The organism is Pseudomonas tolaasii NCPPB 2192 (assembly GCF_002813445.1).
Taxonomy (GTDB): Bacteria; Pseudomonadota; Gammaproteobacteria; order Pseudomonadales; family Pseudomonadaceae; genus Aquipseudomonas; species Aquipseudomonas tolaasii.
Map to the genome: position 1 here is coordinate 2,565,178 of NZ_PHHD01000001.1, position 25,730 is coordinate 2,590,907.

The 25,730-nt window shown below is 61.2% G+C and carries 21 protein-coding genes and 1 other RNA gene; 16 read left to right on the forward strand and 6 right to left on the reverse strand.

The window, feature by feature from the left end; translation table 11 throughout:
* Positions 1 to 41 precede the first annotated feature (41 nt).
* Together ATI14_RS11910 and ATI14_RS11915 are read right to left on the reverse strand one after the other, a co-directional pair.
* The gene (locus ATI14_RS11910; protein WP_016974258.1) at positions 42 to 1,040 is read right to left on the reverse strand and encodes a class I SAM-dependent methyltransferase; all 999 of its coding nucleotides are present in this window, start codon (positions 1,038 to 1,040) and stop codon (positions 42 to 44) included.
* Positions 1,041 to 1,071: 31 nt separating this feature from the next.
* Positions 1,072 to 2,037 carry a 2-hydroxyacid dehydrogenase gene (locus tag ATI14_RS11915; RefSeq protein ID WP_016974257.1) on the reverse strand — a complete coding sequence of 322 codons (966 nt, stop codon included), beginning with the start codon at positions 2,035 to 2,037 and terminating at the stop codon, positions 1,072 to 1,074.
* An 84-nt stretch (positions 2,038 to 2,121) separates the two neighbouring features.
* On the opposite strand from ATI14_RS11915, the gene ATI14_RS11920 reads away from it, so the two are divergent.
* The 7 genes from ATI14_RS11920 to ATI14_RS11950 all read left to right on the forward strand — a co-directional run bounded on the left by ATI14_RS11920 (position 2,122) and on the right by ATI14_RS11950 (position 13,000).
* On the forward strand, positions 2,122 to 2,754 hold the full coding sequence (locus ATI14_RS11920) for a LysE family translocator (RefSeq protein ID WP_016974256.1): 633 nt from the start codon (positions 2,122 to 2,124) through the stop codon (positions 2,752 to 2,754).
* Positions 2,755 to 3,042: 288 nt separating this feature from the next.
* Positions 3,043 to 4,725 (forward strand): fatty acid--CoA ligase, encoded by a 1,683-nt coding sequence (locus ATI14_RS11925; protein ID WP_016974255.1) that lies wholly within the window; start codon positions 3,043 to 3,045, stop codon positions 4,723 to 4,725.
* Positions 4,726 to 5,057: 332 nt separating this feature from the next.
* A complete protein-coding gene (locus ATI14_RS11930; RefSeq protein ID WP_016974254.1) occupies positions 5,058 to 6,917 on the forward strand; it encodes a DUF1302 domain-containing protein in 1,860 nt (619 codons plus the stop codon).
* Positions 6,918 to 6,960: 43 nt separating this feature from the next.
* Positions 6,961 to 8,325, forward strand: coding sequence for a DUF1329 domain-containing protein (locus ATI14_RS11935; RefSeq protein WP_016974253.1), 1,365 nt, complete (start codon positions 6,961 to 6,963; stop codon positions 8,323 to 8,325).
* A gap of 256 nt (positions 8,326 to 8,581) precedes the next feature.
* A complete protein-coding gene (locus ATI14_RS11940) occupies positions 8,582 to 11,311 on the forward strand; it encodes a winged helix-turn-helix domain-containing protein (RefSeq protein WP_016974252.1) in 2,730 nt (909 codons plus the stop codon).
* A gap of 55 nt (positions 11,312 to 11,366) precedes the next feature.
* On the forward strand, positions 11,367 to 12,008 hold the full coding sequence (locus ATI14_RS11945; RefSeq protein WP_026083041.1) for an MBL fold metallo-hydrolase: 642 nt from the start codon (positions 11,367 to 11,369) through the stop codon (positions 12,006 to 12,008).
* A gap of 215 nt (positions 12,009 to 12,223) precedes the next feature.
* Entirely contained in the window at positions 12,224 to 13,000 is a 777-nt protein-coding gene (locus ATI14_RS11950; protein ID WP_016974250.1) for a YiaD family glycine zipper/OmpA-like lipoprotein, read from the forward strand.
* A 67-nt stretch (positions 13,001 to 13,067) separates the two neighbouring features.
* On the opposite strand, the gene ATI14_RS11955 is transcribed toward ATI14_RS11950, so the two are convergent.
* The 4 genes from ATI14_RS11955 to ATI14_RS11970 all read right to left on the reverse strand — a co-directional run bounded on the left by ATI14_RS11955 (position 13,068) and on the right by ATI14_RS11970 (position 16,514).
* The gene (locus ATI14_RS11955) at positions 13,068 to 13,649 is read right to left on the reverse strand and encodes a BON domain-containing protein (protein ID WP_016974249.1); all 582 of its coding nucleotides are present in this window, start codon (positions 13,647 to 13,649) and stop codon (positions 13,068 to 13,070) included.
* Entirely contained in the window at positions 13,646 to 14,239 is a 594-nt protein-coding gene (locus ATI14_RS11960) for a phosphoheptose isomerase (protein ID WP_007904374.1), read from the reverse strand. Before ATI14_RS11960 ends, ATI14_RS11955 begins: the two co-directional genes overlap by 4 nt.
* Before the next feature lie 92 nt (positions 14,240 to 14,331).
* Entirely contained in the window at positions 14,332 to 14,703 is a 372-nt protein-coding gene (locus tag ATI14_RS11965; RefSeq protein ID WP_016974248.1) for a YraN family protein, read from the reverse strand.
* Positions 14,703 to 16,514: a penicillin-binding protein activator gene (locus tag ATI14_RS11970; RefSeq protein ID WP_016974247.1), complete on the reverse strand. Its 1,812-nt coding sequence runs from the start codon at positions 16,512 to 16,514 to the stop codon at positions 14,703 to 14,705. The genes ATI14_RS11965 and ATI14_RS11970 overlap by 1 nt, the downstream gene beginning before the upstream one ends.
* 165 nt (positions 16,515 to 16,679) lie before the next feature.
* Between ATI14_RS11970 and rsmI the strand changes: the two genes are divergently transcribed.
* The 9 genes from rsmI (at position 16,680) to mraY (ending at position 25,730) form a co-directional block, all read left to right on the forward strand.
* Entirely contained in the window at positions 16,680 to 17,585 is a 906-nt protein-coding gene (gene rsmI / locus ATI14_RS11975) for a 16S rRNA (cytidine(1402)-2'-O)-methyltransferase (RefSeq protein WP_016974246.1), read from the forward strand.
* Between the two features lie 96 nt (positions 17,586 to 17,681).
* Positions 17,682 to 18,035: RNase P RNA component class A (gene rnpB, locus ATI14_RS11980), an RNA gene on the forward strand.
* 355 nt (positions 18,036 to 18,390) lie between these two features.
* Positions 18,391 to 18,846, forward strand: coding sequence for a division/cell wall cluster transcriptional repressor MraZ (mraZ, locus tag ATI14_RS11985; RefSeq protein WP_003171868.1), 456 nt, complete (start codon positions 18,391 to 18,393; stop codon positions 18,844 to 18,846).
* A complete protein-coding gene (gene rsmH, locus ATI14_RS11990) occupies positions 18,843 to 19,790 on the forward strand; it encodes a 16S rRNA (cytosine(1402)-N(4))-methyltransferase RsmH (protein WP_016974245.1) in 948 nt (315 codons plus the stop codon). Before mraZ ends, rsmH begins: the two co-directional genes overlap by 4 nt.
* A complete protein-coding gene (ftsL, locus tag ATI14_RS11995; RefSeq protein WP_016974244.1) occupies positions 19,787 to 20,080 on the forward strand; it encodes a cell division protein FtsL in 294 nt (97 codons plus the stop codon). Before rsmH ends, ftsL begins: the two co-directional genes overlap by 4 nt.
* Entirely contained in the window at positions 20,080 to 21,822 is a 1,743-nt protein-coding gene (locus tag ATI14_RS12000) for a peptidoglycan D,D-transpeptidase FtsI family protein (RefSeq protein ID WP_165448261.1), read from the forward strand. The genes ftsL and ATI14_RS12000 overlap by 1 nt, the downstream gene beginning before the upstream one ends.
* On the forward strand, positions 21,822 to 23,285 hold the full coding sequence (locus tag ATI14_RS12005; RefSeq protein ID WP_016974242.1) for a UDP-N-acetylmuramoyl-L-alanyl-D-glutamate--2,6-diaminopimelate ligase: 1,464 nt from the start codon (positions 21,822 to 21,824) through the stop codon (positions 23,283 to 23,285). Before ATI14_RS12000 ends, ATI14_RS12005 begins: the two co-directional genes overlap by 1 nt.
* Positions 23,278 to 24,648 carry a UDP-N-acetylmuramoyl-tripeptide--D-alanyl-D-alanine ligase gene (locus tag ATI14_RS12010; RefSeq protein ID WP_016974241.1) on the forward strand — a complete coding sequence of 457 codons (1,371 nt, stop codon included), beginning with the start codon at positions 23,278 to 23,280 and terminating at the stop codon, positions 24,646 to 24,648. Before ATI14_RS12005 ends, ATI14_RS12010 begins: the two co-directional genes overlap by 8 nt.
* Positions 24,648 to 25,730 (forward strand): phospho-N-acetylmuramoyl-pentapeptide-transferase, encoded by a 1,083-nt coding sequence (mraY, locus tag ATI14_RS12015; protein WP_016974240.1) that lies wholly within the window; start codon positions 24,648 to 24,650, stop codon positions 25,728 to 25,730. The genes ATI14_RS12010 and mraY overlap by 1 nt, the downstream gene beginning before the upstream one ends.

The following is a 25,730-nucleotide window of genomic DNA, read 5'->3' on the forward strand; positions in this document are numbered from 1 at the left end:
AGGCAAAACCCATTCGGCAAGCCTTCTTTTTCAAAAAGCCATCAGCCGCGTTTGGCACGATAAATGCGAAAACCACTGCCCTCGGCCTTGATCGCACACACGCCGAGGTGCTCTTCGATCAGCGGCTGGTACTTCAGGAAACTGTTAGCCACCAAGCGAAGTTCGCCGCCTTTTGCCAGATGTTTCGCCGCTTTTCGCAGCAGGTTCTCGGTGGCGAAATAATCGGTGTGCACCCCGACATGGAACGGCGGGTTGCTGAGAATTGCGTTCAAACCCATCGGTGCAGCGTCGATGCCATCACCGGTCAGCACCTCGGCTTCCAGACCATTGGCAGTCAGCGTCAGGCGGCTGCTGGCGGCGGCAAAGGCGTCCACGTCGAGCAACGTCACGCTGTTGTGCGGGTAGCGGCGTTTGACCGCCGCCCCCAACACGCCCGCGCCGCAACCGAAGTCCAGCAAGTGGCCGCCCGGCAGTTTGTCGAGATGCTCCAGCAGCAATTCGGTGCCGCGGTCCAGGCGCCCATGGCTGAACACCCCGGGCAAACTCACCACTTTGAGTGGGCCTTCGGCCAGCGGCACCTCAAATACCTGCGCCAGGCTTTCCAAATCGACCGCTTGCGGAGCGTTGGCCACGGTGACTTGCCAGAGCTGGCAATGCCGCGCGCTGTCGAGCTTGCGCGGTTTGCCGAAGGGCAGCAGTTGTTTTGAAGCGCTTTCGATACCGCCCTTTTTCTCCCCCACCAGAAACAGCTCGGCACCGGGCAGGCGCGCAGCCACGGCGTTGAGCAGGTAATCAGTGAGGTCCTTGGATTTGGGCAGGAAAACCACCGCCGCGTCGAACCCGCGCTCGGGCAGGTTCACGCCAAACTGGCTGCGCTGCGGGAAGCGCGCATCCAGCGCCGCCTGGTCGCCGGCATGCCAGCACCAGCCGTGGGCATTCGGCAGGCGGCCGAGCAAATCGTCGGCGGGCAGGCCGACCAGCAACAGGTTGCCCTGAAAAAGTTCGGCCTGACGAAGCAGTACTTCACTGCGCGGATCCATGGTCTGCTCCTTGAAAAAGGGGCGCAGTTTATCAACTGACGACGTGCAGCGGGGCGCCGCTGAAAAAGCCCCGGGCGTTTTCCGCCAGTTGGCCGACGATGCGCTGGCGCGCTTCGCGGCTGCCCCAGGCATTGTGAGGCGTGACGATCAGGCGCGGAATGTCGCCGGCCAGCAGCGGGTTGCCGTTGACCGGCGGCTCTACGCTCAGCACGTCGGTGGCGGCGCCGCCCAAATGGCCGCTGCGCAACGCATCCGCCAACGCCTGTTCGTTGATCAAGCCACCGCGCGCGGTGTTGATCACAAACGCGCCGGGCTTGAGCAGTGCCAATTCGCGGGCGCCGATAAAGTCACGGGTGTGTTCATTGAGCGGGCAGTGCAGGGTCAGCGCGTCGACCTGGGCGAGCAGTTCATCCAGCGGCACACGGTCGGCGCGCGCAGGGCGACCGGGAATTGCCCCGAGCAGCACGCGCATGCCGAAAGCTTCGGCCAGGCGCGCCACCGCGCCGCCCAATTCGCCATGGCCGAGCAGGCCGAGGGTTTTGCCTTCCAGCTCGACAATCGGGTGGTCCAGCAGGCAGAACTGCCTGGCTTGCTGCCATTTGCCCGCGCTTACGTCGCGCTGATAGTCGTTCAAGCGCGTCGCCAGGTTGAGCAGCAGCATGATCGTGTGCTGCGCCACTGACGGTGTGCCGTAACCCTGGCAGTTGCTCACGGTAATGCCGTGGGCGCGAGCGGCGGCGAGGTCGACGTTATTGGTGCCGGTGGCCGACACCAGAATCAGCTTGAGGTCCGGGCACGCCGCGAGGGTTTCGGTATTGAGGGCAATTTTATTGCTGATCACCACTTGGGCGCCCTGCACGCGTTCGAGCACATTCTGCGGGGTGGTGTCGGAAAACAGCTCAAGCTCGCTGAAGCTGTCTCGCAGCTCGCTGAGGTCGAGGTCCCCGAGGTCCAGGGACGGGTGGTCAAGGAAGACGGCGCGGCGATTGTTCGACATCAACTGTACCTTTTGCGACTGGGTTTGTAGGCGTAATCTCCCGAGCCTATCAGATGAAATAATCAGTTACTTAATGGAGTGAGCATGTACGCCGCCGAGTTTTTGACCGTAGCCTTGATTCACTTGTTGGCGGTGGCCAGCCCCGGCCCGGATTTCGCCGTGGTAGTGCGTGAAAGCGTGACCCATGGCCGTCGCGCCGGAACCTGGACGGCGCTCGGCGTCGGTTCGGCGATTTTCCTGCATGTGGGGTATTCGCTGCTGGGAATTGGTTTGATCGTGTCCCAGTCCATCGTGCTGTTCAACTCGCTGAAGTGGGCCGCCGCGGCTTACTTGCTGTACATCGGCTTCAAAGCCCTGCGCGCCCAACCGGCCAAGCCTGCCAGCGAAGAAGAGCTGCACCGTGAGGTCGGCGAGCGCACGGCGCGCGGGGCGTTCACTTCGGGCTTTGTGACCAATGGTCTGAACCCCAAGGCCACGCTATTTTTCCTGTCGTTGTTTACGGTGGTGATCAACCCGCACACGCCGCTGGCGATTCAGGCCGGTTACGGCGTGTACCTGGCGGTGGCGACGGCGCTGTGGTTTTGCCTGGTGGCGATGCTGTTCAGCCAGCAGCGCGTGCGCGCCGGGTTTGCGCGGATGGGGCATTGGTTTGACCGGACCATGGGCGCGGTGTTGATTGCGATTGGGGTGAAGCTGGCCTTCACCAGCATGAAGTAAACACAGTTCAAAATGTGGGAGCGGGCTGTCTGTGGCGAGGGAGCTTGCTCCCGCTCGAGCGCGTAGCGGTCGCCAGCTTTTTGGGGGCGCTTCGCACCCCAGCGCAAGCAAGCTCCCTCGCCACAGCAAGCCAGCTCCCACATGGATCCCGGCAGGCGCTCGGTGATGGCGCAAAGCTAGCATTCACGGGGCGCAACAAATCATTCCTTCGGCTGATTTGGCTGACACATAAGGTCTCTAAAGTGCAGGTCTTCAAGCCAAGACCGTGCAGTCAGATAAGGGATTCGTATGTTGCAGACCCGTGTTATCCCGCCCGCCGAAGGCGCGTACCAATACCCGCTGTTGATCAAACGCCTGTTGATGTCCGGGACGCGTTACGAGAAAACCCGGGAAATCGTCTACCGCGACAAGCTGCGTTACACCTACCCGACCCTGATCGAGCGCGTCGCGCGCCTGGCCAATGTGCTCACCGAAGCCGGGGTCAAGGCGGGTGACACCGTGGCGGTGATGGATTGGGACAGCCACCGCTACCTGGAGTGTATGTTCGCCATTCCAATGATCGGCGCGGTGATCCACACCATCAATGTGCGCCTGTCGCCGGAACAGATTCTCTACACCATGAACCACGCCGAGGACCGCTTTGTGCTGGTCAACAGCGAGTTCGTGGGCCTTTACCAGGCGATTGCCGGCCATCTCACCACCGTCGACAAGACCCTGCTGCTGACCGATGGCGAGGCCAAAACCGCCGAGCTGCCCGGTTTGGTCGGCGAGTACGAAACCTTACTGGCAGCCGCCAGCCCGAAATACGACTTCCAGGATTTCGACGAAAATTCCGTCGCCACCACCTTCTACACCACCGGCACCACCGGCAACCCCAAAGGCGTGTACTTCACCCATCGCCAACTGGTGCTGCACACCATGGGCGTGGCGACCATCATGGGCAGTGTCGACAGCGTGCGCCTGTTAGGCACCAACGACGTGTACATGCCGATCACGCCGATGTTCCACGTGCATGCCTGGGGCTTGCCGTACGTGGCGACCATGCTCGGTCTGAAGCAGGTCTACCCCGGCCGCTACGATCCGGAATTTCTGGTGGAGCTGTGGCGCAAGGAAAAGGTCACGTTCTCCCATTGCGTGCCGACCATCCTGCAAATGGTGCTCAACGCCAAGGCTGCGCAAGGCGTGGATTTTGGCGGCTGGAAAATCGTCATTGGTGGCAGTGCGCTCAACCGTTCGCTGTATGAAGCGTCCAAGGCGCGAGGGATTCAGCTGACCGCTGCGTACGGCATGTCCGAGACCGGGCCGCTGGTGTCGTGCGCCCACCTCAACGAAGAGTTGATGGCCGGCAGCGAAGACGAACGCACCACCTACCGCATCAAGGCCGGCGTGCCCGGGCCCCTGGTGGAAGCAGCGATCATCGACGGCGATGGCAACTTCCTGCCCGCCGACGGCGAGTCCCAGGGCGAGTTGGTGTTGCGCGCGCCCTGGCTCAGCGAAGGTTATTTCAACGAGCCGCAAAAGGGCGCCGAGCTGTGGGCGGGTGGCTGGATGCACACGGGCGATGTGGCGACGCTGGACGCCTTTGGCGTGATCGACATCCGAGATCGCATCAAGGACGTGATCAAGACCGGTGGCGAGTGGATCTCGTCCCTGGCCCTTGAAGACCTGGTCAGTCGTCACCCAGCGGTACGCGAAGTAGCGGTGGTGGGCATCGCCGACCCGCAGTGGGGCGAGCGCCCGTTTGCGTTGCTGGTGGTGCGTGATGGCCATGAGATAGGCGCCCGTGAGCTTAAGGAACACCTCAAGCCTTTTGTCGAACTGGGCCACTTGAGCAAGTGGGCGATCCCCAGCCAGATCGCCGTTGTTACTGAAATTCCCAAGACCAGCGTCGGTAAGCTCGATAAAAAGCGTATCCGTATCGACATCATCGAATGGCAGGCCAACAACAGCACCTTCCTGTCCACCCTCTGACACTTTGCCGCGTGCCCTTCGGGGCACGCACTGCTCTATCTCGCGCCCTTCACTTGTGATTTCCGGATTTTCAGCCATCCTTCCCGCGCCGACCTTCGTCGGCGTGGCGAAAGGACTGTGGCAGACGGGTTGGTGATGCAAATCACACTTTAGAGGGATCAAGCGGTACACCCTGCTGGCTATAGTCCCACCCAGAGTTTTTCATGGATGTTGCGTTCAGGGGCATGGGGCCCCGGTTGCCAGGCGGCATTGGAATCGTTGTATTCCGGCTGTTACAAGCGTCCAGAGAAAGAACTCACTGCCATAACAATAATGCACATGGAGTAGCGTCGATGACCTCAGTAAACCAGTTCTGGCGCCGGGCGAAACTGCCCCTGGCCGTCGGTCTCGCTTCCACGCTCGCCGGGCCCGCATTCGGCGTCAGTTTCAACATCGGTGAAATCGAAGGCAGCTTTGACTCTTCCCTGTCGGTGGGCGCGAGCTGGTCGACTGCAGGTCGCAACAAAGACCTGATCGGTGCCAACAACGGCGGCAAGGGTCTGTCCCAGACCTCCGATGACGGTCACCTGAACTTTGACAAGGGCGACTCCTTTTCGAAGATCTTCAAGGGTATCCATGACCTTGAATTGAAATACGGTGATACCGGCATCTTCGTCCGGGGCAAGTACTGGTACGACTTCGCGCTGCAAAACGAAGACCTGGACTTCAAGAACGTCAGCAATGACAACCGCAAAGAGGGCGCAAAATCCTCCGGCGGGCAGATCCTCGACGCCTTCATCTACCACAACTACACCATCGCCGATCAGCCGGGTAACGTGCGGTTCGGCAAGCAGGTGGTGAGCTGGGGCGAGAGTACCTTCATCGGTGGCGGCATCAACTCGATCAACCCGATCGACGTGTCCGCGTTCCGTCGTCCGGGCGCCGAGATCAAGGAAGGCCTGATTCCGGTCAACATGTTCTACGTGTCCCAAACCCTGACCGACAACCTCTCCGCCGAAGCCTTCTACCAGCTGGAGTGGGACCAGACCGTTGTGGACAACTGCGGTACGTTCTTCTCTCAACCCGACGTGATCGCCGACGGTTGCAGCAATAACCTGCGCGTGCTGAACAAGCGCTCCACCATTCCGGGCGCCGCGTTGCCGACCCTCACCGCCCTGGGTGTGGACGTCAACAACGAAGGCGTGCTGGTACGCCGCGGCGGCGACCGGGATGCACGGGACAGCGGCCAGTTCGGCGTGGCGATGCACTACAACTTCGAGCCGCTGGACACGGAGTTCGGCGCCTATTTCATGAACTACCACAGCCGCGCGCCGATCTTCAGCGCCACGGGTGCGCCAAACTCGGCCTACACCCGTCCGCTGGGTCCGCTGGCAGCATTGCGCCCACTGATCGTGGCGGGCAGCTCGCGCTACTTCGTCGAGTACCCTGAAGATATTCGCCTGTACGGCTTGAGCTTCTCCACCACGCTGCCCACCGGCACCGCCTGGAGCGGCGAGTTGAGCTATCGCCCGAACGCGCCGGTGCAACTGAGCACCACCGACATTTTGTATGCGGGCGTTACGCCGATCCCGGGCTTTGGCAATGCATCGGTGCTCAAGGGCACGCCGGGCCAGGACCTGCATGGCTACAACCGCAAGGAAGTGACCCAGTTCCAGACCACCTTCACGCACTTCTTCGACCAGGTAATGGGCGCAACCCGCCTGACCACCGTGGGTGAAATCGGCGTGACCCATGTGGGCGGCCTGGAGAGTAAAAACACTGCGCGCTATGGCCGTGATCCGGTCTTCGGCCCGGGCAAGCTGCCAGGTGGTTTCTGTAATGCACTCAACAATTCCACGGCCACGGGCGCAGGCTTGCCCAACGCTGCCGGCCTGAACACCAATTGCAACAACGACGGCTACACCACGGCCACTTCCTGGGGCTACCGCGCCCGGGCCATCTGGGAATACCCGGATGTGTTCGCCGGTGTGAACCTCAAGCCCAACGTGGCCTGGTCGCACGACGTGAAAGGTTACTCGCCAGGCCCTGGCGGCAACTTTGAAGAAGGTCGCAAGGCCGTCAGCCTGGGTGTGGATGCCGAGTACCAGAACACCTACACCGTGGGCTTGAACTACACCAACTTCTTTGGTGGCAAGTTCAGCACCGTGGATGACCGTGACTTCATCGCCGTGAGCGCGGGCGTGAACTTCTAAGACTTTCTTTTTCAGATGCATGCATTTCAGGAAGAACCAGAACATGAAAATAACTAAAAGTCTGTTGCACGTGGGTGTGCTTGGGCTGTCGATCCTGGCGAGCAACGTCATGGCGGCAGTCTCGGCGGATGAAGCCGCCAAGCTGGGTACGAGCCTGACGCCGATGGGCGCTGAAATGGCTGGTAACGCAGCGGGCACCATCCCGAAGTGGTCACCGCTGCCGACCAATGCCGGCGCCGTGGATGCCCGTGGTTTCCTCGCTAACCCGTATGCCAGCGAACAACCGCAATTCACTATCACCGCGCAAAACGTGGAGCAATACAAAGACAAGCTGGCGCCGGGGCAGTACGCGATGTTCAAGCGTTACCCCGACACCTTCAAGATGCCGGTTTACCCGACCCATCGTGGCGCCACAGTGCCAGCTGATGTGTTCGCCGCCATCAAGAAGAACGCCACCAGCACCAACCTGGTGTCGGGCGGCAACGGCCTGGAAAACTTCGAAACGGCCGTGCCGTTCCCGATTCCCAAAAGCGGCGTTGAAGTCATCTGGAACCACATCACCCGCTATCGCGGCGGCAGCGTGACCCGTCTGGTGACCCAGGCCACGCCGCAAACCAACGGTTCGTTCAGCCTGGTGTACTTCCGCGACCAGTTCGTGTTCCGCGACAAGATGAAAGATTTCGACCCGAAAAACCCGGGCAACGTGCTGTTCTACTTCAAGCAGCAAGTGACCGCGCCGGCGCGTCTGGCCGGTGGTGTGCTGCTGGTGCACGAAACCCTGGACCAGGTCAAGGAACCGCGTTCGGCGTGGGTCTACAACGCCGGCCAGCGCCGTGTGCGCCGGGCGCCGCAAGTGTCCTACGACGGCCCGGGTACCGCCGCCGACGGCCTGCGCACTTCCGACAACCTCGACATGTACAACGGCGCGCCGGACCGCTACGACTGGAAACTGGAAGGCAAGAAGGAGCTGTACATCGCCTCCAACAGCTACAAGATCGACGATCCGAAGCTCAAATACGCCGACATCATCAAGGCCGGCCACATCAACCAGGACCTGGCACGCTACGAGCTGCGCCGCGTGTGGCACGTGGTCGCGACCTTGAAGGAAGGCCAGCGCCACATCTACGCCAAGCGTGACTTCTTCATCGACGAAGACACCTGGCAAGCCGCCGTGATCGACCACTACGACGGCCGTGGCCAGCTGTGGCGCGTCGCCGAAGCCCATGCCGAGAACTACTACGACAAACAAGTGCCGTGGTACGCCCTCGAAACCCTCTACGACCTGCAGTCCGGCCGTTACCTCGCGCTGGGTATGAAGAACGAAGAGAAGCAGGCGTATGACTTCGGCTTCACCGCCTCCACCGCCGACTTCTCGCCTGCGGCCCTGCGTCAGGATGGTGTTCGCTAAGCTTTACACGTAACGCCCATGTGGGAGGCGGCCAGTGTGGGAGCTGGCTTGCCTGCGATAGCCTCGCCCCGGTTGGTCTGACAGGCCGGGGTGACTGCATCGCGGGCAAGCCCGGCTCCCACACTGGCCACCTCCCACATTTTTTGTCGCAGTTCTTTTTCAGGCAAATGTTGCAAAGATCTACAATCCCGCCGCTTTTACCGCTAGTCTGCGGACATCCGCAATGCCGACAACAGCCTTCCACAAGAGCCCGGCGATGACTGATCTGTCCCCTGTCCTGGGGCCTGCAAGCGCGGTAATTCCAACCCTGGAAGCGCGTTTCTACAGGCCTCCGCTACCTGACGGCTACGTGCTGCGCCCGCGTCTGTGCGAGCGGTTGAGTGCGGGCCTCGAAGGGCGGTTGCTGCTGGTCAGCGCACCGGCGGGGTTCGGCAAGAGTTCGCTGGCGGTGGAGTTCTGTCAAAGCCTGCCGGCTCACTGGCAAAGCCTCTGGCTGGGCTTGAGCCCTCGGGACAATGACCCGGGCCGTTTTCTTGAACGCCTGCTCGACGGTTTGCAGCACTATTTCCCGCACATCGGCACCCAGTCCCTGGGCTTGCTGAAAATGCGCCAGCGCCATCAGCCCTTTGCCTTTGAAGAGTGGCTCGATGGGTTGCTCGACGAGCTGGCCGAACACCTGTCTACGCGCGCGCCGTTATTGCTGGTGCTGGATGACTACCATCTGGCCCAGGGCCCGGTGCTGGATCGTTGCCTGCAATTTTTTCTCAATCATCTGCCGGATGGGCTGGTGGTGCTGGTCACCAGCCGTCAGCGCCCCGATTGGCACCTGGCGCGGCTGCGTTTGTCGCGGCATTTGCTGGAACTGAACGAACAAGACCTGCGCCTGACCCACGCCGAGTCCCTGGCCGTGCTGGACAGGCACAGCAATTCGCTGCGTGGCGAGGCGCTGGACAACCTGATTCGGCGCAGTGAAGGCTGGGTCGCCGGCCTGCGTTTTTGGCTGTTGGCCGTCTCCGAGGCCGGTAATGAAGGCGCTTTGCCGCAGAACCTGCACGGTGGGGAAGGGCTGATTCGTGATTACCTGCTCGAAGAAGTGATCGACTGCCTGCCCGTCGAGGTTCAGGCATTTCTGTACGACACCGCGTCTCAGGACCGTTTTTGCAGCGAGCTGTGCGACGCCCTGCGCGAAGCCCACGACAGCGCGGAAATCCTGCGCTACTTGCAGTCCCATCAGGTGTTCCTGGTGCCGTTGGACGAGCAGGGCCACTGGTTCCGCTATCACCATTTGTTCTCCGATTTGCTGCGTACCCGCCGTGCAAGCAATGCCACATTGACGCTCGCCAGCCTGCATTTGCGCGCCTGCCGCTGGTTCAACGCCCAGGGGTTGATTGATGAGGCGGTGGAGCAGGCATTGCGCGCCGGCCATCTGGACGTGGCGGCCAACCTGGTGCAGAACCTGTCGGAGGAGCAGCTGCTGGCCGAACAGAATATTGGCATGCTGCTGCGCTGGAAGATGGACTTGCCCGACAGCCTGTTGATCAGCACGCCGCGCCTGATCGTGCTCTACAGCTGGGCGTTGGGCTTGGCCTGCCAGCTGGATGCGGCGGAAGAATTGTCCGGCTATCTCAGCCGCTTTCTGCCCGCGCCGTCGGCCACTGCGCAAAAGTCGATGCTGGCCCAGTGGCTGGCGCTGAGCGGGATCATCGCCCGGGGCCGGGGCGACCGCGAACTGACCCAGCGCTACTGCAGCGAGGCGCTGGAAAGCCTGCCGCAGAAGCGTTATGGCCAGCGGCTGATGTGCCTGTCGACCCTGTCCAACCTGGCCATCGTTGACGCCGATCTGTGGCGCGCCCGTGGCTTGAATCGCGAATCTCTGGAGTTGGCCCAGCGCGTCGGCAACCCGTTATTCGAGGCCTTGGCCCACTACGACCGGGCGCGAGTGCTGCAGGCGCGAGGCGAAATCCTGCGTTCGCTTGACGAGGTGCGCCAGGGCCAGCAGCGTTTGCACGGCCTGCCGCCGCAGCGCTTGTATGCGGTACGCGCACGTTTATCACTGTATGAAGGTTTTTTGTTGCTGGTGCGTTGCCAACCGGAAGCGGGCCTTGCGCGCCTGCGCGCCGGGCTCACCGAAGCCCGCGCGTGCCGGGATATCAGTGTGCTGATCGGGCATTGCGTCATCGCCAACTTTGAAGGGCGCCGCAATGATTTCCCCAAAGCCTTTGCCGAACTCGCCGAGGCCGAGCGCTTGATGCACATCTGGGACGTGCCGCCCATTTATTACCTGGCAATGATCACGCTGATTAAATGCGAGTTGTGGCTGGCTCAGGGGCGCACTGACCTTGCCGACGCCTGGCTGGCCCGGCTGGGGCAAACCTACAACGGTGAGCACGCGGCCGCCGCGCCGGAGTTTCATCCGCACCTGCCGCAGCATATCGGACTGCAACAGGCCGCGCTGGAAGCCACCCGCCATCAACCGGCGACGGCGCTGGAGCGGCTCGAAGAACTGGCGCAACAGGCGCAAAACAGTGGTCGCCAGATGATTGCCTTGATGGCCCTGACCCAGCAGACGCAGGTGTTGCTGGCGTGTGGTCAGGAAGCCAAAGCGCGCTTGGGTCTGGCCAAGGCCCTCGAGGCTGGCATTGGCGGCGCGCTGCAACCGTTTCAGCGGTTGCTGGACAGCCATCCGGGCTGGATGCGCGAACAACTGGGCAAGGATCCGCAGGGTGTGTTGAACCAAAGTTTGCTGGCGCTGCTGCCGGCCGTAACGCCGGTCGACGCTTCACCGGCCCATGAAACCCTGAGCGCGCGGGAATTGGCAGTTCTCCATCTGATTGCCCAAGGCTGTTCGAATCAGGAAATCAGTAACCGGCTGTTTATCTCGTTGCACACGGTCAAAACCCACGCGAGTCATATCAACAGCAAACTGGGGGTGGAGCGCAGAACTCAGGCGGTGGCGCGTGCGCAGGAGATGGGGTTGCTGGGCTAGGAATGAAACGATCTGTGCCAAAATCACCGGATCACACATGACCGAGCCCGCCCTGATGTCTCTGCCTCCCGCCTTGATCCGCGAAACCTTCCCCGTCGGCCCGTTGCAGTGCAACTGCACCATCATCGGCGACCCGATCACCAAAAAAGCCATTGTGGTCGATCCGGGTGGCAATCACGAGTTGATCCTGGCGCGCCTCGATGCGCTCGGTCTCCATGTGGTCAGCATCATTCATACCCATGCCCATCTGGATCACTTCCTGGCTTCCGGCCAGTTGAAGGAGAAGACCGGCGCGACGTTGCACCTGCACAAAGAGGATCAATTCCTCTGGGATAACCTGGAAATGCAATGCCAAATGTTTCGGGTGCCCTACACGCCTGTGCCGTCACCGGACCGTTGGCTGGAGGATGAGGAAGAGCTCGCCTGCGGTTGCGGCGTGGCCTTGCATACGCCGGGGCACACGCCGGGCTCGATGAGTTTCTGGTTCGCCGATGCCAAGCTGCTGATCGCCGGAGACACCTTGTTTCGACGCGGTGTCGGGCGCACGGATTTGTGGGGCGGGGACCAGGCCACGATCGTGCGTTCGATCAAGCAGCGCCTGTACACGCTGGATGAGGGCGCTACCGTGGTGGCCGGTCATGGTCCGGATACCCGGCTGGGCGATGAAATGCGTGAGAACCCGTTTGTGCGGGCGTAGCGGGTCGGGAAGGGAATATTTCGTGGGGCGGGGCTGTTCTACAGGGAGAATCGTTGTGGCAAAAACGCAGGTCGCGTTCAGCCTGCGTCTGCTACGGTTTCCTTAGCGGCGGATAGCGGCCACGGAATTTTTACCGTTTGTCGCGTTCCAAACTCGGCACAGGTCCATTGCCAATGTCCTTTGCACCACAGAATGCAAAAGTAGGAGCTCCCTTCATGTTCACTCCGCGTCGTCTTCTTGTTGTCGCCACCGCCGTAGCCCTGTTGTCCGGCTGCGCTTCTCCCAATCCTTATGACGGCAGCCAGGGGCAGGCAAATAATGGTTCGCAGGGCGGAATCAGCAAAACCGCCAAATACGGTGGCCTTGGTGCGCTGGCCGGTGCGTTGGCCGGTGCCGCCATCGACCACAACAACCGTGGCAAGGGCGCACTGATTGGCGGCGCCATCGCCGGCCTCGGCGCCGCAGGTTATGGCTACTACGCCGACCAGCAGGAAAAGAAACTGCGTGAAAGCATGGCCAACACCGGGGTTGAAGTGCAGCGCCAGGGCGATCAGATCAAGCTGATCATGCCGGGCAACATCACCTTCGCCACCAACTCCGACGCGATCGCCAGCAGCTTCTACCAGCCGCTGAATAACCTCGCCAACTCCCTCAAGCAGTTCAATCAGAACACCATCCAGATCGTTGGCTATACCGACAGCACCGGCAGCCGCCAGTTGAACATGGACCTGTCCCAGCGTCGCGCCCAGAGCGTGGCCAACTACCTGACCTCCCAGGGCGTAAGCCCGACCAACCTGAGCGCACGCGGTGCCGGCCCGGATAACCCGATTGCCAGCAACGCCGACGTGAATGGCCGCGCCCAGAACCGTCGCGTCGAAGTCAACCTCGGCCCGATCCCTGGCCAGCAATACGGCCAGCCTGGCGCTCAACAGCAGCAGGCGCCGCAGCAGAACAACCAGTTCCAGGGCAACCCGTACCAGCAATATCAGTAAACGCGGGCCATTAAAAAGGGCGCCGTGCAGTCAATGCACGGCGCCCTTTTTTGTGGCTGTCGCCTGATCAGTCGATGTATTCGAACAGTTTCACAATCTTCTGTACCCCGGACACGCCCTGTACCAGGTTGGCCGCGCGAGTGGCTTCAGCCTGGGTCAGCAGGCCCATCATGTAGACGATGCCGTTATCGGTGACGATCTTGATGCGCGAGCCCGGCACGGCGCTGTCGGTCAGCATCTGGGCCTTGATCTTGGTGGTCAGCAGCGCGTCGTTGCTGATAGCCAGCAGGGTGATCGGGTCCATGACCTGCAATTCATTGTGGACCTTCTTGACCCGCTGAACCGTCGAGGCAGCCTGTTCGGCCTGGGCCTTGAGGTCGGCGCGCGGCGTTTGCCCGGCGAGCAGCACGATACCGTTGAAGCTGGTGACCACAATGCGCGAGGCGCCGTTGCCCAGGTCGGTGGCGGCCTTGGCGACGTTGACCTTGACCTTGGTTTCGATCAGCGAGTCATCGATGGTGCTGCCGAAGGTCCGTGTGCCCCGGTCATCCTGGATGGGGGTGTCGCGTGTCGCAGTGATTGCCGTGCTGCAGCCGCTGATGGCGAGGCACAGTGTGATGGCCAAAAGGCTGAGGCGGTTAACGGTCATTCTTCACTCCCGAACAGTTGGCTGTCGATCAGATCGCACAGGCAGTGGATCGCCAGCAGGTGGACTTCCTGGATGCGTGCGGTGACATTGGCCGGGACGCGGATTTCCACGTCTTCCGGCAGCAGCAGCGACGCCATGCCGCCGCCGTCGCGCCCGGTCAATGCTACGACAATCATTTCGCGATCATGTGCGGCCTGGATCGCTTGAATAATGTTGGCCGAGTTGCCACTGGTGGAAATCGCCAGCAGCACGTCGCCCGGCTGGCCCAGGGCGCGGATCTGCTTGGAGAAGATCTCGTTGTAGCTGTAGTCGTTGGCGATCGAGGTGATCGTCGACGAGTCGGTGGTCAGGGCGATGGCCGGCAGGCTTGGGCGCTCGCGCTCGAAGCGGTTGAGCAACTCGGAAGAGAAGTGCTGGGCATCACCGGCCGAACCGCCGTTGCCGCACGAGAGCATTTTGCCCTCGTTGAGCAAGGCATTGACCATGACCTGACTGGCTTGCTCGATGTGCGGTGCAAGTACGTCCATCGCCTGTTGCTTGGTGTCGATGCTGGCCTGGAAAAGCTGGCGAATTCGGGATTGCATGTCCATCTGTGTGACCTTAAGTAGCGCGGCTGTTTGGCACACGAATGTGCAGCCCGCAATGCAAAGAGCAAAAGTGTGTGGTGAAGATGTCCGGTGAATCAGCTGTCGAAGGCATCTTTGAGCCAGTTCGGATCAGCCGTGCCAGACGGTGTGCTTTCTATGGCAACCACATCGAAACGGCAGGGGCTGTCAGCCCAGCGATGCTCTTTTTGCAGGAAATACTGCGCAGCGAGTATCAGCTTCTGACGCTTGCGCCCATCGATACTGGCGAGCGCGCCACCCCATTGTGCGTGTTTTCTGTAGCGGACTTCGACGAATACTACTGTATCGCCGTCAAGCATGACCAGATCAAGCTCGCCGCGTTTACATAACCAGTTCTGCGCCAGGAGGCGCAGACCCTGAGTTTGCAGATACGAAAGAGCTTGAAGTTCGGCGTCCTTGCCGCTTTGCGCGCGGGACCGCTCGGGCATCAGCGCGGGGTGTCCGGCAGGCGCTGGATGTCGCCACCGACGAACTTCGCCCATGGCAGTTGGCGGTCAACGCGCTGGTTGGCGTTGATGCCCAGGCTGCCCGACAGGCCGTCAACGCGGGTATCCGGCAGTGCCTTCAGCTGGCCCAGGCGTGGAGCCAGGCGATAGGCGTCAACGCCCATCGCGTACAGGCGGCCGAGGCTGCCGTTGGCTTGCGGCCACTGTGCGGCAACCTGGTTGCGCAGCGGGTCGGTGGTGTTAAGCAGCCAAGGGGTTTCACAGAACATGACGTTCGTCATGTCCAGGTACTGATTCTTGTCGCCGCTGGCGCTGAATACATGGGAGGTCGCATACACAGGCACATCGCCGGCGTACTGGAAGTTCAGGGTCGGTTTAATTTGCTGGGCCAGTTGCGGAGGCACGGCCAGGAAGATGAATTCGATGTCCTGACGGCGCGACGGCTGCGCGGCTACGTCGGTGCCGACGGTGCTTTGCAGGCTCTTGGCGCGGCCTTCGCTTTTACGCAGCTGGAACAGGTCGGCAATCTGCTGGGCGAGGGCAACCGGTTGGTCAACATATTCGACGCCAACCACGGTGCCGCCGTTGGCTTCCCAGTCCTGACGGAAAGCCTTGTAGACACGCTCACCCCATTCGCCTCGCGGCACCATGGCGGCGGCGCGGTGCAAGCCATCGGCGCGGGCGCGGCGGGCGACTTCGCGGGCTTCGTCTTCGGCAGCCAGGCCGAACTGGAACAGTTGCGGCGGGTTTTGATCCGTTTCGCTGTAGTTCAGTGCCAGGGTCGTGATCGGCAATTGACCGCGAGTGCTCAGTTGCTTGACCAGTGGTTTCTCCAGCGGGCCGACCACCAGTTGCACGCCGGCCGCCTGGGCCTTGGCGTAGAAGTCGTCGAGGGAGGACAGGCGCGAGCTGTCAAAGAATTCGATGACCGGCGGTTTCTGGCCGGCTTGTTCCGCCTGGAAGTGCGCGGCCATGAAGCCTTCGCGCAATGCTTTGCCGACCGAAGCCAGCGGGCCATCCTGTGGCAGCAATACAGCGATTTTGTTCAGGGGTTGGCTGGCCAGCTCTTTGAGCTTGGTCAGCGGTGTAGGCAGGTTCACTGCCGCCGGGTGGCCCGGGTTCTGCGCGCGCCAGGTATCGATGGCGGCTTGCTGTTGCTCCAGGGTGCCGGCGCCCTTGACCGCTTGAGCCAGGCTGATCCAGCCATCAAGGGTCGGGTTGCCGCTGGCTTGCAGTTGTTCGGCGGGCAGTGCGGCAATCAGCGTCCAGATCGCTTCGTGGTTGCTTTTGGCTGCGTCACCGGTCAGCAGCGGGGCCAGGGCGACACGCTCGCGAGCGGCAGCGAGGGTCTGGCCGTCGGCTTCATAGGCGCGTGCATGCACGGTACCGGTGCGGATCTGCTGGTCTGTCGGCAAATCCTTCAGGCTTTGCAGGCTCGGGTGGTTAAGCGCGGCCAGTGCCGCCTTGGGCTGATTGCGTGCCATGGCCAGCTCGGCGGACAAGGTGCTGGCGAAGACCTGCGCGGCCGGCTTCAGCACGTCCAGCGGCACCTGTGCAAGGATCTGCGACGAGCGACCAGGGTTATTCTGGTGGAAAGCCAGGTCAGCCGCACTCAGGCGCAGCAGCGCGGCCTTTTCGGGTGTCTTGGCATTCGTGGCCTGTTCGAGCAGTTGCTCGATACTGGCATCCGGGGTCCGGGGGAGGTCGCCAAGGCTGGACGAGGGCGAGCTGGCGCAAGCGGCCAACAAGGCAGCGAGGCAGAGGGCGGAGAGCAGCCGCAGGCAAGCGATCATGTAAGTGTTCCTGATACCGATCAAATTAGCGTGGAAGTGTACCCAAGCACTGGCCCAGGCGCGATGTTCGTGGCGTGAAACCGTCGATTTAGGTCGTGCAAATGTTGCGAGCGTGCGTCGACGGTCGACCGGGAGGGCATATTATCGAGGCGCCTACGCGCTACAATGCGACTTTTCCCAACCATCGAGGTGTGCGTTTTGACTGCTCCAGGTTCTTTGAATTCCACTGCAGGCTCGCTTTTTGTCGTGGCGACGCCCATTGGCAACCTGGACGACATCAGTGCTCGGGCGCTTAAAGTGTTGCGCGAGGTTAAATTGATCGCGGCAGAAGACACCCGGCACTCTCAGCGTTTGATGCAGCATTTTGGTATCAGCACGCCATTGGCGGCATGCCATGAGCATAACGAACGCGAAGAAGGCAGCCGGTTTATCACCCGCCTGTTGGCCGGGGATGATGTGGCGCTGATCTCCGATGCGGGGACGCCGTTGATTTCCGATCCGGGTTACCACTTGGTTCGCCAGGCGCGGGCCGCTGGTATCAATGTAGTGCCTGTTCCGGGAGCCTGCGCGCTGATCGCGGCATTATCCGCTGCGGGGCTGCCCTCGGACCGCTTCATTTTTGAGGGGTTCCTGCCCGCCAAGGCCGTTGGCCGCCGTGCACGTTTACAAGCCCTGAAGGAAGAGCCGCGCACGCTGATCTTCTATGAAGCCCCGCACCGCATCCTGGAATGCCTGCAGGACATGGAACTGGTATTCGGCGGCGAGCGCCTGGCGTTGTTGGCGCGCGAGCTGACCAAAACCTTTGAAACACTCAAGGGGCTGCCGCTGGAGGAGCTGCGTGCATTCGTCGAGGGCGACAGTAACCAGCAACGCGGCGAATGCGTGGTGTTGGTGGCTGGCTGGACGGCGCCGGCAGATGAAGAGGCGGTCGGCAGCGAAGCCATGCGCATTCTTGATTTGCTGCTTAAAGAGATGCCGCTTAAACGTGCGGCGGCCCTTGCGGCAGAAATTACCGGCCTGCGAAAGAATGTGTTGTATCAAGTGGCGCTCGATAAACAAAAAGGTGAATAGTTCCGGGGTAATTCCGGTATTCCGTCTGAACGTGATGGCAATGCTGTACTTTTAATACTTGTCCTGAGGCCGCCGTGCCGTTAACCTGCGCGGCGGAGAGTCGATTGGACAGTCGCTGCCCTCTATGAAAATTAGGGGGGGGAGGAAAGTCCGGGCTCCATAGGGCGAAGTGCCAGGTAATGCCTGGGAGGCGTGAGCCTACGGAAAGTGCCACAGAAAATAACCGCCTAAGCACTTCGGTGCCGGTAAGGGTGAAAAGGTGCGGTAAGAGCGCACCGCACGTCTGGCAACAGTTCGTGGCTAGGTAAACCCCACTTGGAGCAAGACCAAATAGGGTCCCAAGGCGTGGCCCGCGCTGGGACCGGGTAGGTTGCTAAAGATGTCCAGTGATGGCCATCGTAGACGAATGACTGTTCAAGACAGAACCCGGCTTACAGATCGACTCTCCACCTTTTTTCCTTCTGTCCGAATCTCGGGCAGAAACCCGGTAGTAACGCAAGAATCCCTCCCTGCCGAATCATTGGCAGATGCATCTTCGTAATACCAAAAAAATCTTACTCTTAATAAATTACTTTAACTTCAAGCTATAGCTCTATGAGCTATCTGTGGTTGTTGAGTCAAAAACATCGCAAAACTCTCGTTTCTCCTCCTTTTACGTTCCTAAATCTCCGTTCTGTAAGGCTTTTCCTTGAATCCGCGCCTTGACGGTGTGGTGGGCGCATTCCTATAGTGTGCGCAAGTGGCGGAAAGTGGCACAAAGTGGGTTTTTTGAACGTAAAACGCTAAAATTTGGAGAAACGCATCTGTGTTTCGCGGAGCTAACGCTATCAGTCTCGATGCAAAAGGCCGTCTCGCCATGCCGAGCCGGTATCGTGACGAGCTCATTTCGCGAAGTTCAGGCCAGTTAATCATCACGATTGATGCTGTTGATCCTTGTTTATGTGTTTACCCCCTCGATGAGTGGGAGTTGATTGAAACCAAGTTGCGCGCTCTGCCTTCATTGCGTGAAGAAAACCGCCGCCTGCAGCGTTTGCTGATTGGTAATGCCGTTGACCTCGAGCTCGATGGCAGTGGTCGTTTCCTGGTGCCGCCGCGCTTGCGCGAGTACGCCAAGCTGGATAAGCGCGCAATGCTGGTGGGCCAACTGAACAAGTTCCAATTGTGGGACGAAGATGCCTGGGATGCTGTGTCTGCAGCGGACCTGGCTGCTATTCAACAACCGGGCGCCATGCCTGATGAACTGCGTGATTTGATCCTGTGACTATTGATAGCGGCTTTAACCACATCACCGTACTGCTCGACGAAGCCGTTGAGGCTCTCGCCGTACGCGCGGATGGCTGCTATCTGGATGGCACCTTCGGCAGGGGCGGGCATAGCCGGTTGATACTCAGCCAGCTCGGCTCCGACGGAAAACTCCTCGGGTTCGACAAAGACCCTCAAGCGATTGCCACCGGGCAAGCGCTAGCGGCCGAAGACGGCCGCTTTGTCGTTGTGCAGCGCAGCTTTGCCGAGCTCGGTGCCGAAGTGGCCGAGCGCGGCATGGCGGGCAAAGTGGCCGGGGTTCTGCTTGACCTGGGAGTGTCCTCGCCCCAGCTCGACGACCCGGAACGCGGCTTCAGCTTCATGAACGACGGCCCGCTCGACATGCGCATGGACCCGACCCGCGGCATCAGCGCCGCCGAGTTCATCGCCACTGCGCCCCACGAAGAAATTACCCGTGTGTTCAAGGAATACGGCGAAGAGCGCTTCGCCGGTCGCATGGCTCGCGCCGTGGTCGAACGCCGTGAAATCCAGCCGTTCGAGCGCACCGCCGACCTGGCCGAAGTGTTGAAAGTCGCCAATCCGGCGTGGGAGAAGGGCAAGAACCCTGCTACCCGTGCGTTCCAGGGCCTGCGCATTCACGTCAATAACGAACTGGGTGATCTGGAGGCTGGCCTTGAGGCTGCCCTGGATGCGCTGGAAGTGGGCGGTCGCCTGGTGGTGATCAGCTTCCACTCCCTGGAAGACCGCATCGTCAAACTGTTCATGCGTCGCCTGGTCAAGGGCGAGTCCGACAACCTGCCGCGCAACCTGCCGGTACGGTTCGAAGCCTTTGTGCCGAAAATCAAAATCCATGGCAAAGCGCAGTTCGCTTCCGAAGCCGAACTCAAGGCCAACCCGCGTGCCCGTAGTGCCGTCATGCGCGTTGCGGAGAAGCTGCGGTGAGCAAGCTTTTCGCCAAGCCCCTGCCGGGCGGCAGCTTCTTTATGTTGCTGCTGTTTATTGGCGTGCTGGTGTCCGCGATTGCGGTGTCCTACAGCGCCCACTACAACCGTCAGTTGCTCAATACCCTGTACGGCGAACTGAGTGTGCGTGACAAGGCGCAGGCGGAGTGGGGCCGGTTGATCCTGGAACAAAGCACCTGGACGGCCCACAGCCGCATCGAAGTGCTGGCCACCGAACAGCTGAAAATGCACATTCCGGGCGCGGCCGAAGTTCGCATGGTGGCGCCATGATGAAACTTGAAGGCGCACTTTACCCATGGCGCTTCCGCCTGATGCTGGGTTTGCTGGCCTTGATGGTCGGCGCGATCGCTTGGCGGATCATCGACCTGCAAGTGGTCGACCGTGACTTCCTGATCGGGCAGGGCGATGCCCGCAGCCTTCGTCACATTCCGATTCCTGCGCACCGCGGCCTGATCACCGACCGTAACGGCGAGCCCCTGGCTGTCAGTACGCCGGTGACCACCTTGTGGGCCAACGCCAAGGAGCTGCAAACCGCCAAGGAAAAATGGCCGGAACTCGCCGCTGCACTTGGCCAGGACCCGAAAGCCTTGGCGGAGCGTCTTGAAGCTCAGGCCAACAAAGAATTCATCTACCTTGTTCGCGGCCTGACGCCCGAGCAGGGCCAGCAAGTGCTCGACCTCAAGGTCCCCGGTGTCTATGGCATCGAGGAATTTCGTCGTTTCTACCCGGCCGGTGAAACCACCGCGCACATGGTCGGCTTTACCGACATCGATGACCACGGTCGCGAAGGCGTCGAGCTGGCCTACGATGAATGGCTGGCCGGCGTCCCCGGCAAACGCCAGGTCATCAAGGATCGGCGCGGCAGACTGATCAAGGATGTCCAGGTCACCAAAAACGCCAAGGCCGGTAAGCCCTTGGCGTTGTCGATTGACCTGCGTCTGCAATACCTGGCCAACCGCGAGTTGCGTAACGCAATCATAGAGAACGGTGCCAAGGCCGGTAGCCTGGTTATCATGGACGTGAAGACCGGCGAGATCCTCGCCATGGTCAACCAGCCGACCTACAACCCGAACAACCGTCGCAACCTGCAGCCGGCGATGATGCGCAACCGCGCCATGATCGACGTGTTTGAGCCGGGTTCGACCATGAAAGCCATCTCCATGAGTGCCGCCCTGGAAACCGGGCGCTGGAAGCCGAGCGACAAGGTCGAGGTTTACCCGGGCACGCTGCAGTTGGGCAAGTACACCATTCGTGACGTGTCGCGCACCGAAGGCCCGGTGCTGGATTTGACAGGCATTCTGATCAACTCCAGTAACGTCGGCATGAGTAAGGTTGCCTTCGATATCGGCGGCGAAACCATTTATCACCTGGCGCAGAAAATCGGTTTGGGCCAACCCACCGGCCTCGATTTCCCGGGTGAGCGCGTGGGCAACCTGCCGAACTACCGCGACTGGAAAAAGGCCGAGACCGCTACGCTTTCCTATGGCTACGGCCTGTCGGTGACGGCGATTCAGCTGGCGCATGCCTTCTCTGTATTGGCCAACAACGGCCGCATGGTTCCCCTGAGCCTGATTCACGTCGACGAAGCGCCAAAAGCCACCCAGGTGATTCCGGAAAACGTCGCCAAGACCATGCAAGGCATGCTGCAACAAGTGATCGAAGCACCGCGTGGAGTGTTCCGTGCCCAGGTGCCGGCTTATCACGTGGCAGGCAAGTCGGGTACCGCGCGCAAAACCTCGGTGGGCACCAAGGGTTACGCCGAGAACTCCTACCGTTCGCTGTTCGCTGGCTTCGGCCCGATGAGCGACCCACGCTACGCCATCGTCGTCGTGATCGATGAGCCGAGTAAAGCGGGCTACTTCGGTGGCCTGGTATCGGCGCCGGTGTTCAGCAAAGTGATGTCCGGCACCCTGCGCCTGATGAACATCACCCCGGACAACCTGCCGCCGACCCAACAAGCTAACGCCGGACCACCGGCCGCTGCTGCAAAAGCCAATGGAGGGCGCGGCTGATGTCTCTTAGCCTGAACAAGATTTTTGCCCACGCCGGTCGCGATCTGCTGATCCGCGAGTTGAGCCTGGACAGCCGCAATGTACGTGCCGGGGACCTGTTTCTGGCCGTGCCGGGCGGCAAGTTCGATGGCCGTGCGCACATCGCCGATGCCCTGCAACGTGGTGCGGCGGCCGTGGCGTATGAAGTGGAAGGCGCTACCGTGCTGCCGATTACCGACGTGCCGCTGATTCCGGTCAAAGGCTTGGCGGCCCAACTGTCTGATATCGCCGGGCGTTTTTATGGTGACCCAAGCCGTCAGTTGAACCTGGTCGGCGTGACAGGCACCAACGGCAAGACCAGCGTCACCCAATTGATCGCCCAGGCCCTCGACCTGCTGGGCCAGCACTGCGGCATCGTCGGCACCCTCGGCACCGGTTTCTACGGCGCGCTGCAAAGCGGGCTGCACACCACGCCGAATCCGATCGCCGTGCAAGCAACCATTGCCGACCTGAAAAAGGCCGGGGCCAAGGCCGTTGCGATGGAAGTGTCGTCCCACGGCTTGCACCAGGGGCGGGTTACTGCGCTGGCTTTTGACGTGGCGGTGATGACCAACCTGTCCCGCGATCACCTGGATTATCACGGCACCATGGAGGCTTACGCCGCGGAGAAGGCCAAGCTGTTTGCCTGGAACGACCTCAAGTGCCGCGTGGTGAACCTGGACGATGAATTCGGGCGTCAGTTGGCGGCGCAAGACCATGAGTCGCGCCTGATCAGCTACAGCCTCGAAGATTCCAGCGCCTACCTCTATTGCCGCGAAGCCACCTTCAATGACGAAGGCGTGCGCGCCACGCTGGTCACGCCGCAAGGTGAACACCACCTGCGCAGCACCTTGCTGGGCCGTTTCAACCTGAGCAATGTGCTTGCCGCCATCGGCGCGCTGCTGGGCCTGGATTACGCCCTGGATGAAATCCTCAGCGTGTTGCCCAAGCTGGAAGGTCCGGCCGGGCGCATGCAGCGTCTGGGGGGCGGTTCACAGCCACTGGTGGTGGTCGATTATGCCCACACCCCGGATGCCCTGGAAAAAGTACTGGTCGCCCTGCGCCCCCACGCCAAGGGCAAGTTGCTGTGCCTGTTTGGCTGCGGTGGTGATCGTGATCGCGGCAAGCGCCCGCTGATGGCCGAGATCGTCGAGCGCCTGGCCGACGGTGTGCTTGTCACCGACGACAACCCGCGCAGCGAAGATCCGCGCCAGATTTTCGACGACATCCGTGTCGGTTTCAAAGACGCGTCCAAAGCCACCTTCGTTGCCGGTCGCGGCGCTGCCATTGCCCAACTGATCGCCAGCGCCAGTGCCGATGATGTGGTGGTCCTGGCCGGTAAAGGCCACGAGGATTACCAGGAAATCAACGGCGAGCGCCACGCCTTTTCCGACCTGGTTGAGGCTGATCACGCGTTGACCGCCTGGGAGGTCGCCCATGCTTAAAGCCATGCAATTCAGCGAGCTGACCCAGGCCCTTTCGGCCCGCGTATTGTCGAGCGATTGCAGCTTCGACGGCGTCAGTATCGACAGCCGCAACATCAAACCGGGCCAGTTGTTCGTTGCATTGGCAGGCCCGCGTTTCGACGGTCACGACTACCTGAATGACGTCGCCGCCAAGGGCGCTGCGGGTGCGTTGGTTCAGCGTGAAGTTGCCGACGCCACCTTGCCGCAATTGCTGGTTGCCGATACGCGCCTGGCACTTGGCCAACTGGGCGCGCTGAACCGCGCAGCCTTTGACAAGCCGGTTGCAGCCGTGACCGGCTCCAGCGGCAAAACCACGGTCAAGGAACTGCTGGCCGGTGTCCTGCGCACGCGCGGCCCAGTGCTCGCCACCCGTGGCAACCTGAACAATGATTTCGGCGCACCGCTGACCCTGCTCGAACTGGCCCCGGAACACACCGCCGCCGTGATCGAACTGGGCGCATCGCGCATCGGCGAAATTGCCTACACCGTGGCGCTGACCCAGCCTCACGTAGCGATCATCAACAATGCCGGGACCGCCCACGTTGGCGAGTTCGGCGGGCCCGAGAAAATCGTCGAAGCCAAGGGCGAAATCCTCGAAGGCCTTGATGCCTCGGGCACTGCAGTACTGAACCTTGACGACAAGGCCTTCGAAACCTGGCGTGTACGTGCCGCCGGCCGCAAGGTCCTGACGTTCGCCGTGCTGAACGCAGCAGCTGATTTCCATGCGTCGAACATCACCGTTGATGCCCGTGGCTGTCCGTCCTTTACGTTGCACACGCCGCAGGGCGATGAGCACGTGCAGTTGAATCTGCTGGGTAATCACAACGTTGCCAATGCCCTGGCTGCCGCCGCGGCTGCACATGCCCTGGGCGTGTCGCTGTTCGGTATCGCCACGGGGCTTGGTGCTGTGCAGCCGGTCAAGGGCCGCACCGTGGCGCAACTGGCCACCAACGGCATGCGCGTGATCGACGACACCTACAACGCCAACCCGTCCTCCATCAATGCGGCGGTTGACCTGCTGAAGACCTTTGCCGGGCGCAAGGTGCTGGTGCTGGGTGATATCGGTGAGCTGGGCGATTGGGCTGAACAAGGCCATCGCGAAGTCGGCGCCTATGCCGCCGGCAAAGTCGACGCCCTTTACGCCGTCGGCCCGAACATGGCGCATGCCGTCAACGCCTTTGGTCTCGGTGCGCGGCATTTCGCGACCCAGGCCGAACTGATCCAGGCGTTGACGGTGGCTGAACAAGACAAACACACAACCATTTTGATCAAGGGATCGCGCAGCGCGGTGATGGAAAACGTCGTCGCGGCCTTGTGTGGCTCAAGTACGGAGAAACATTAATGCTGCTGCTGCTGGCTGAGTATCTGCAACAGTTCCACAAAGGCTTCGCGGTCTTTCAGTACCTGACCCTGCGCGGGATTCTGGGTGTGCTGACCGCGTTGTGTTTGTCGCTGTTCCTGGGGCCGTGGATGATCCGCACCCTGCAGAACCTGCAAATTGGTCAATCGGTTCGCAATGACGGCCCGCAGTCGCACCTGTCCAAATCCGGCACCCCGACCATGGGCGGCGCGCTGATTCTGTCGTCCATCGGCATCAGCACCCTGCTGTGGGCCGACCTGCACAACCGCTACGTGTGGGTTGTGCTGCTGGTGACCCTGTTGTTTGGCGCCATCGGCTGGGTAGACGACTACCGCAAAGTCATCGAGAAAAACTCGAAGGGCCTGCCAAGCCGCTGGAAGTACTTCTGGCAGTCGGTGTTCGGCCTTGGCGCCGCAATCTTTCTGTACACCACGGCCCCAAGCGCTGTGGAAACCACCTTGATCATTCCGATGCTCAAGGATGCCAGCATTCCACTGGGCATCGGCTTCGTGGTGTTGACCTATTTCGTGATCGTCGGCTCCAGCAACGCAGTCAACCTGACCGACGGCCTCGACGGCCTGGCGATCATGCCGACGGTGATGGTGGGCGGCGCGCTAGGCATCTTCTGCTACCTGTCGGGTAACGTGAAATTCGCCGAATACCTGCTGATCCCTTATGTACCGGGTGCGGGTGAACTGATTGTGTTCTGCGGCGCGCTGATCGGCGCCGGCCTGGGTTTTCTGTGGTTCAACACCTACCCGGCGCAAGTCTTCATGGGTGACGTCGGCGCACTGGCGCTGGGCGCGGCTCTGGGCACCATCGCGGTCATCGTTCGTCAGGAAATCGTGCTGTTCATCATGGGCGGTGTGTTCGTGATGGAAACCCTGTCGGTGGTCATCCAGGTGGCTTCCTTCAAATTGACCGGGCGCCGCGTGTTCCGCATGGCGCCGATTCATCACCACTTTGAACTCAAGGGCTGGCCCGAGCCGCGCGTGATTGTCCGCTTCTGGATCATCACCGTGATTCTCGTGTTGATCGGCCTTGCCACCCTGAAACTGAGGTAG

Coding starts and splice junctions, on each gene's coding strand:
- ATI14_RS11960 (WP_007904374.1), bottom strand. CDS start 14,239: ATGGACATGCAATCCCGAATTCGCCAGCTTTTCCAGGCCAGCATCGAC.
- ATI14_RS11965 (WP_016974248.1), bottom strand. CDS start 14,703: ATGCCCGAGCGGTCCCGCGCGCAAAGCGGCAAGGACGCCGAACTTCAA.
- ATI14_RS11935 (WP_016974253.1), top strand. CDS start 6,961: ATGAAAATAACTAAAAGTCTGTTGCACGTGGGTGTGCTTGGGCTGTCG.
- ATI14_RS11945 (WP_026083041.1), top strand. CDS start 11,367: ATGTCTCTGCCTCCCGCCTTGATCCGCGAAACCTTCCCCGTCGGCCCG.
- ATI14_RS11970 (WP_016974247.1), bottom strand. CDS start 16,514: ATGATCGCTTGCCTGCGGCTGCTCTCCGCCCTCTGCCTCGCTGCCTTG.
- ATI14_RS12000 (WP_165448261.1), top strand. CDS start 20,080: ATGAAACTTGAAGGCGCACTTTACCCATGGCGCTTCCGCCTGATGCTG.
- ATI14_RS12010 (WP_016974241.1), top strand. CDS start 23,278: ATGCTTAAAGCCATGCAATTCAGCGAGCTGACCCAGGCCCTTTCGGCC.
- ATI14_RS12005 (WP_016974242.1), top strand. CDS start 21,822: ATGTCTCTTAGCCTGAACAAGATTTTTGCCCACGCCGGTCGCGATCTG.
- ATI14_RS11930 (WP_016974254.1), top strand. CDS start 5,058: ATGACCTCAGTAAACCAGTTCTGGCGCCGGGCGAAACTGCCCCTGGCC.
- ATI14_RS11950 (WP_016974250.1), top strand. CDS start 12,224: ATGTTCACTCCGCGTCGTCTTCTTGTTGTCGCCACCGCCGTAGCCCTG.
- ATI14_RS11915 (WP_016974257.1), bottom strand. CDS start 2,037: ATGTCGAACAATCGCCGCGCCGTCTTCCTTGACCACCCGTCCCTGGAC.
- ATI14_RS11920 (WP_016974256.1), top strand. CDS start 2,122: ATGTACGCCGCCGAGTTTTTGACCGTAGCCTTGATTCACTTGTTGGCG.
- mraY (WP_016974240.1), top strand. CDS start 24,648: ATGCTGCTGCTGCTGGCTGAGTATCTGCAACAGTTCCACAAAGGCTTC.
- ATI14_RS11925 (WP_016974255.1), top strand. CDS start 3,043: ATGTTGCAGACCCGTGTTATCCCGCCCGCCGAAGGCGCGTACCAATAC.
- ATI14_RS11940 (WP_016974252.1), top strand. CDS start 8,582: ATGACTGATCTGTCCCCTGTCCTGGGGCCTGCAAGCGCGGTAATTCCA.
- ATI14_RS11955 (WP_016974249.1), bottom strand. CDS start 13,649: ATGACCGTTAACCGCCTCAGCCTTTTGGCCATCACACTGTGCCTCGCC.
- rsmI (WP_016974246.1), top strand. CDS start 16,680: ATGCGACTTTTCCCAACCATCGAGGTGTGCGTTTTGACTGCTCCAGGT.
- ATI14_RS11910 (WP_016974258.1), bottom strand. CDS start 1,040: ATGGATCCGCGCAGTGAAGTACTGCTTCGTCAGGCCGAACTTTTTCAG.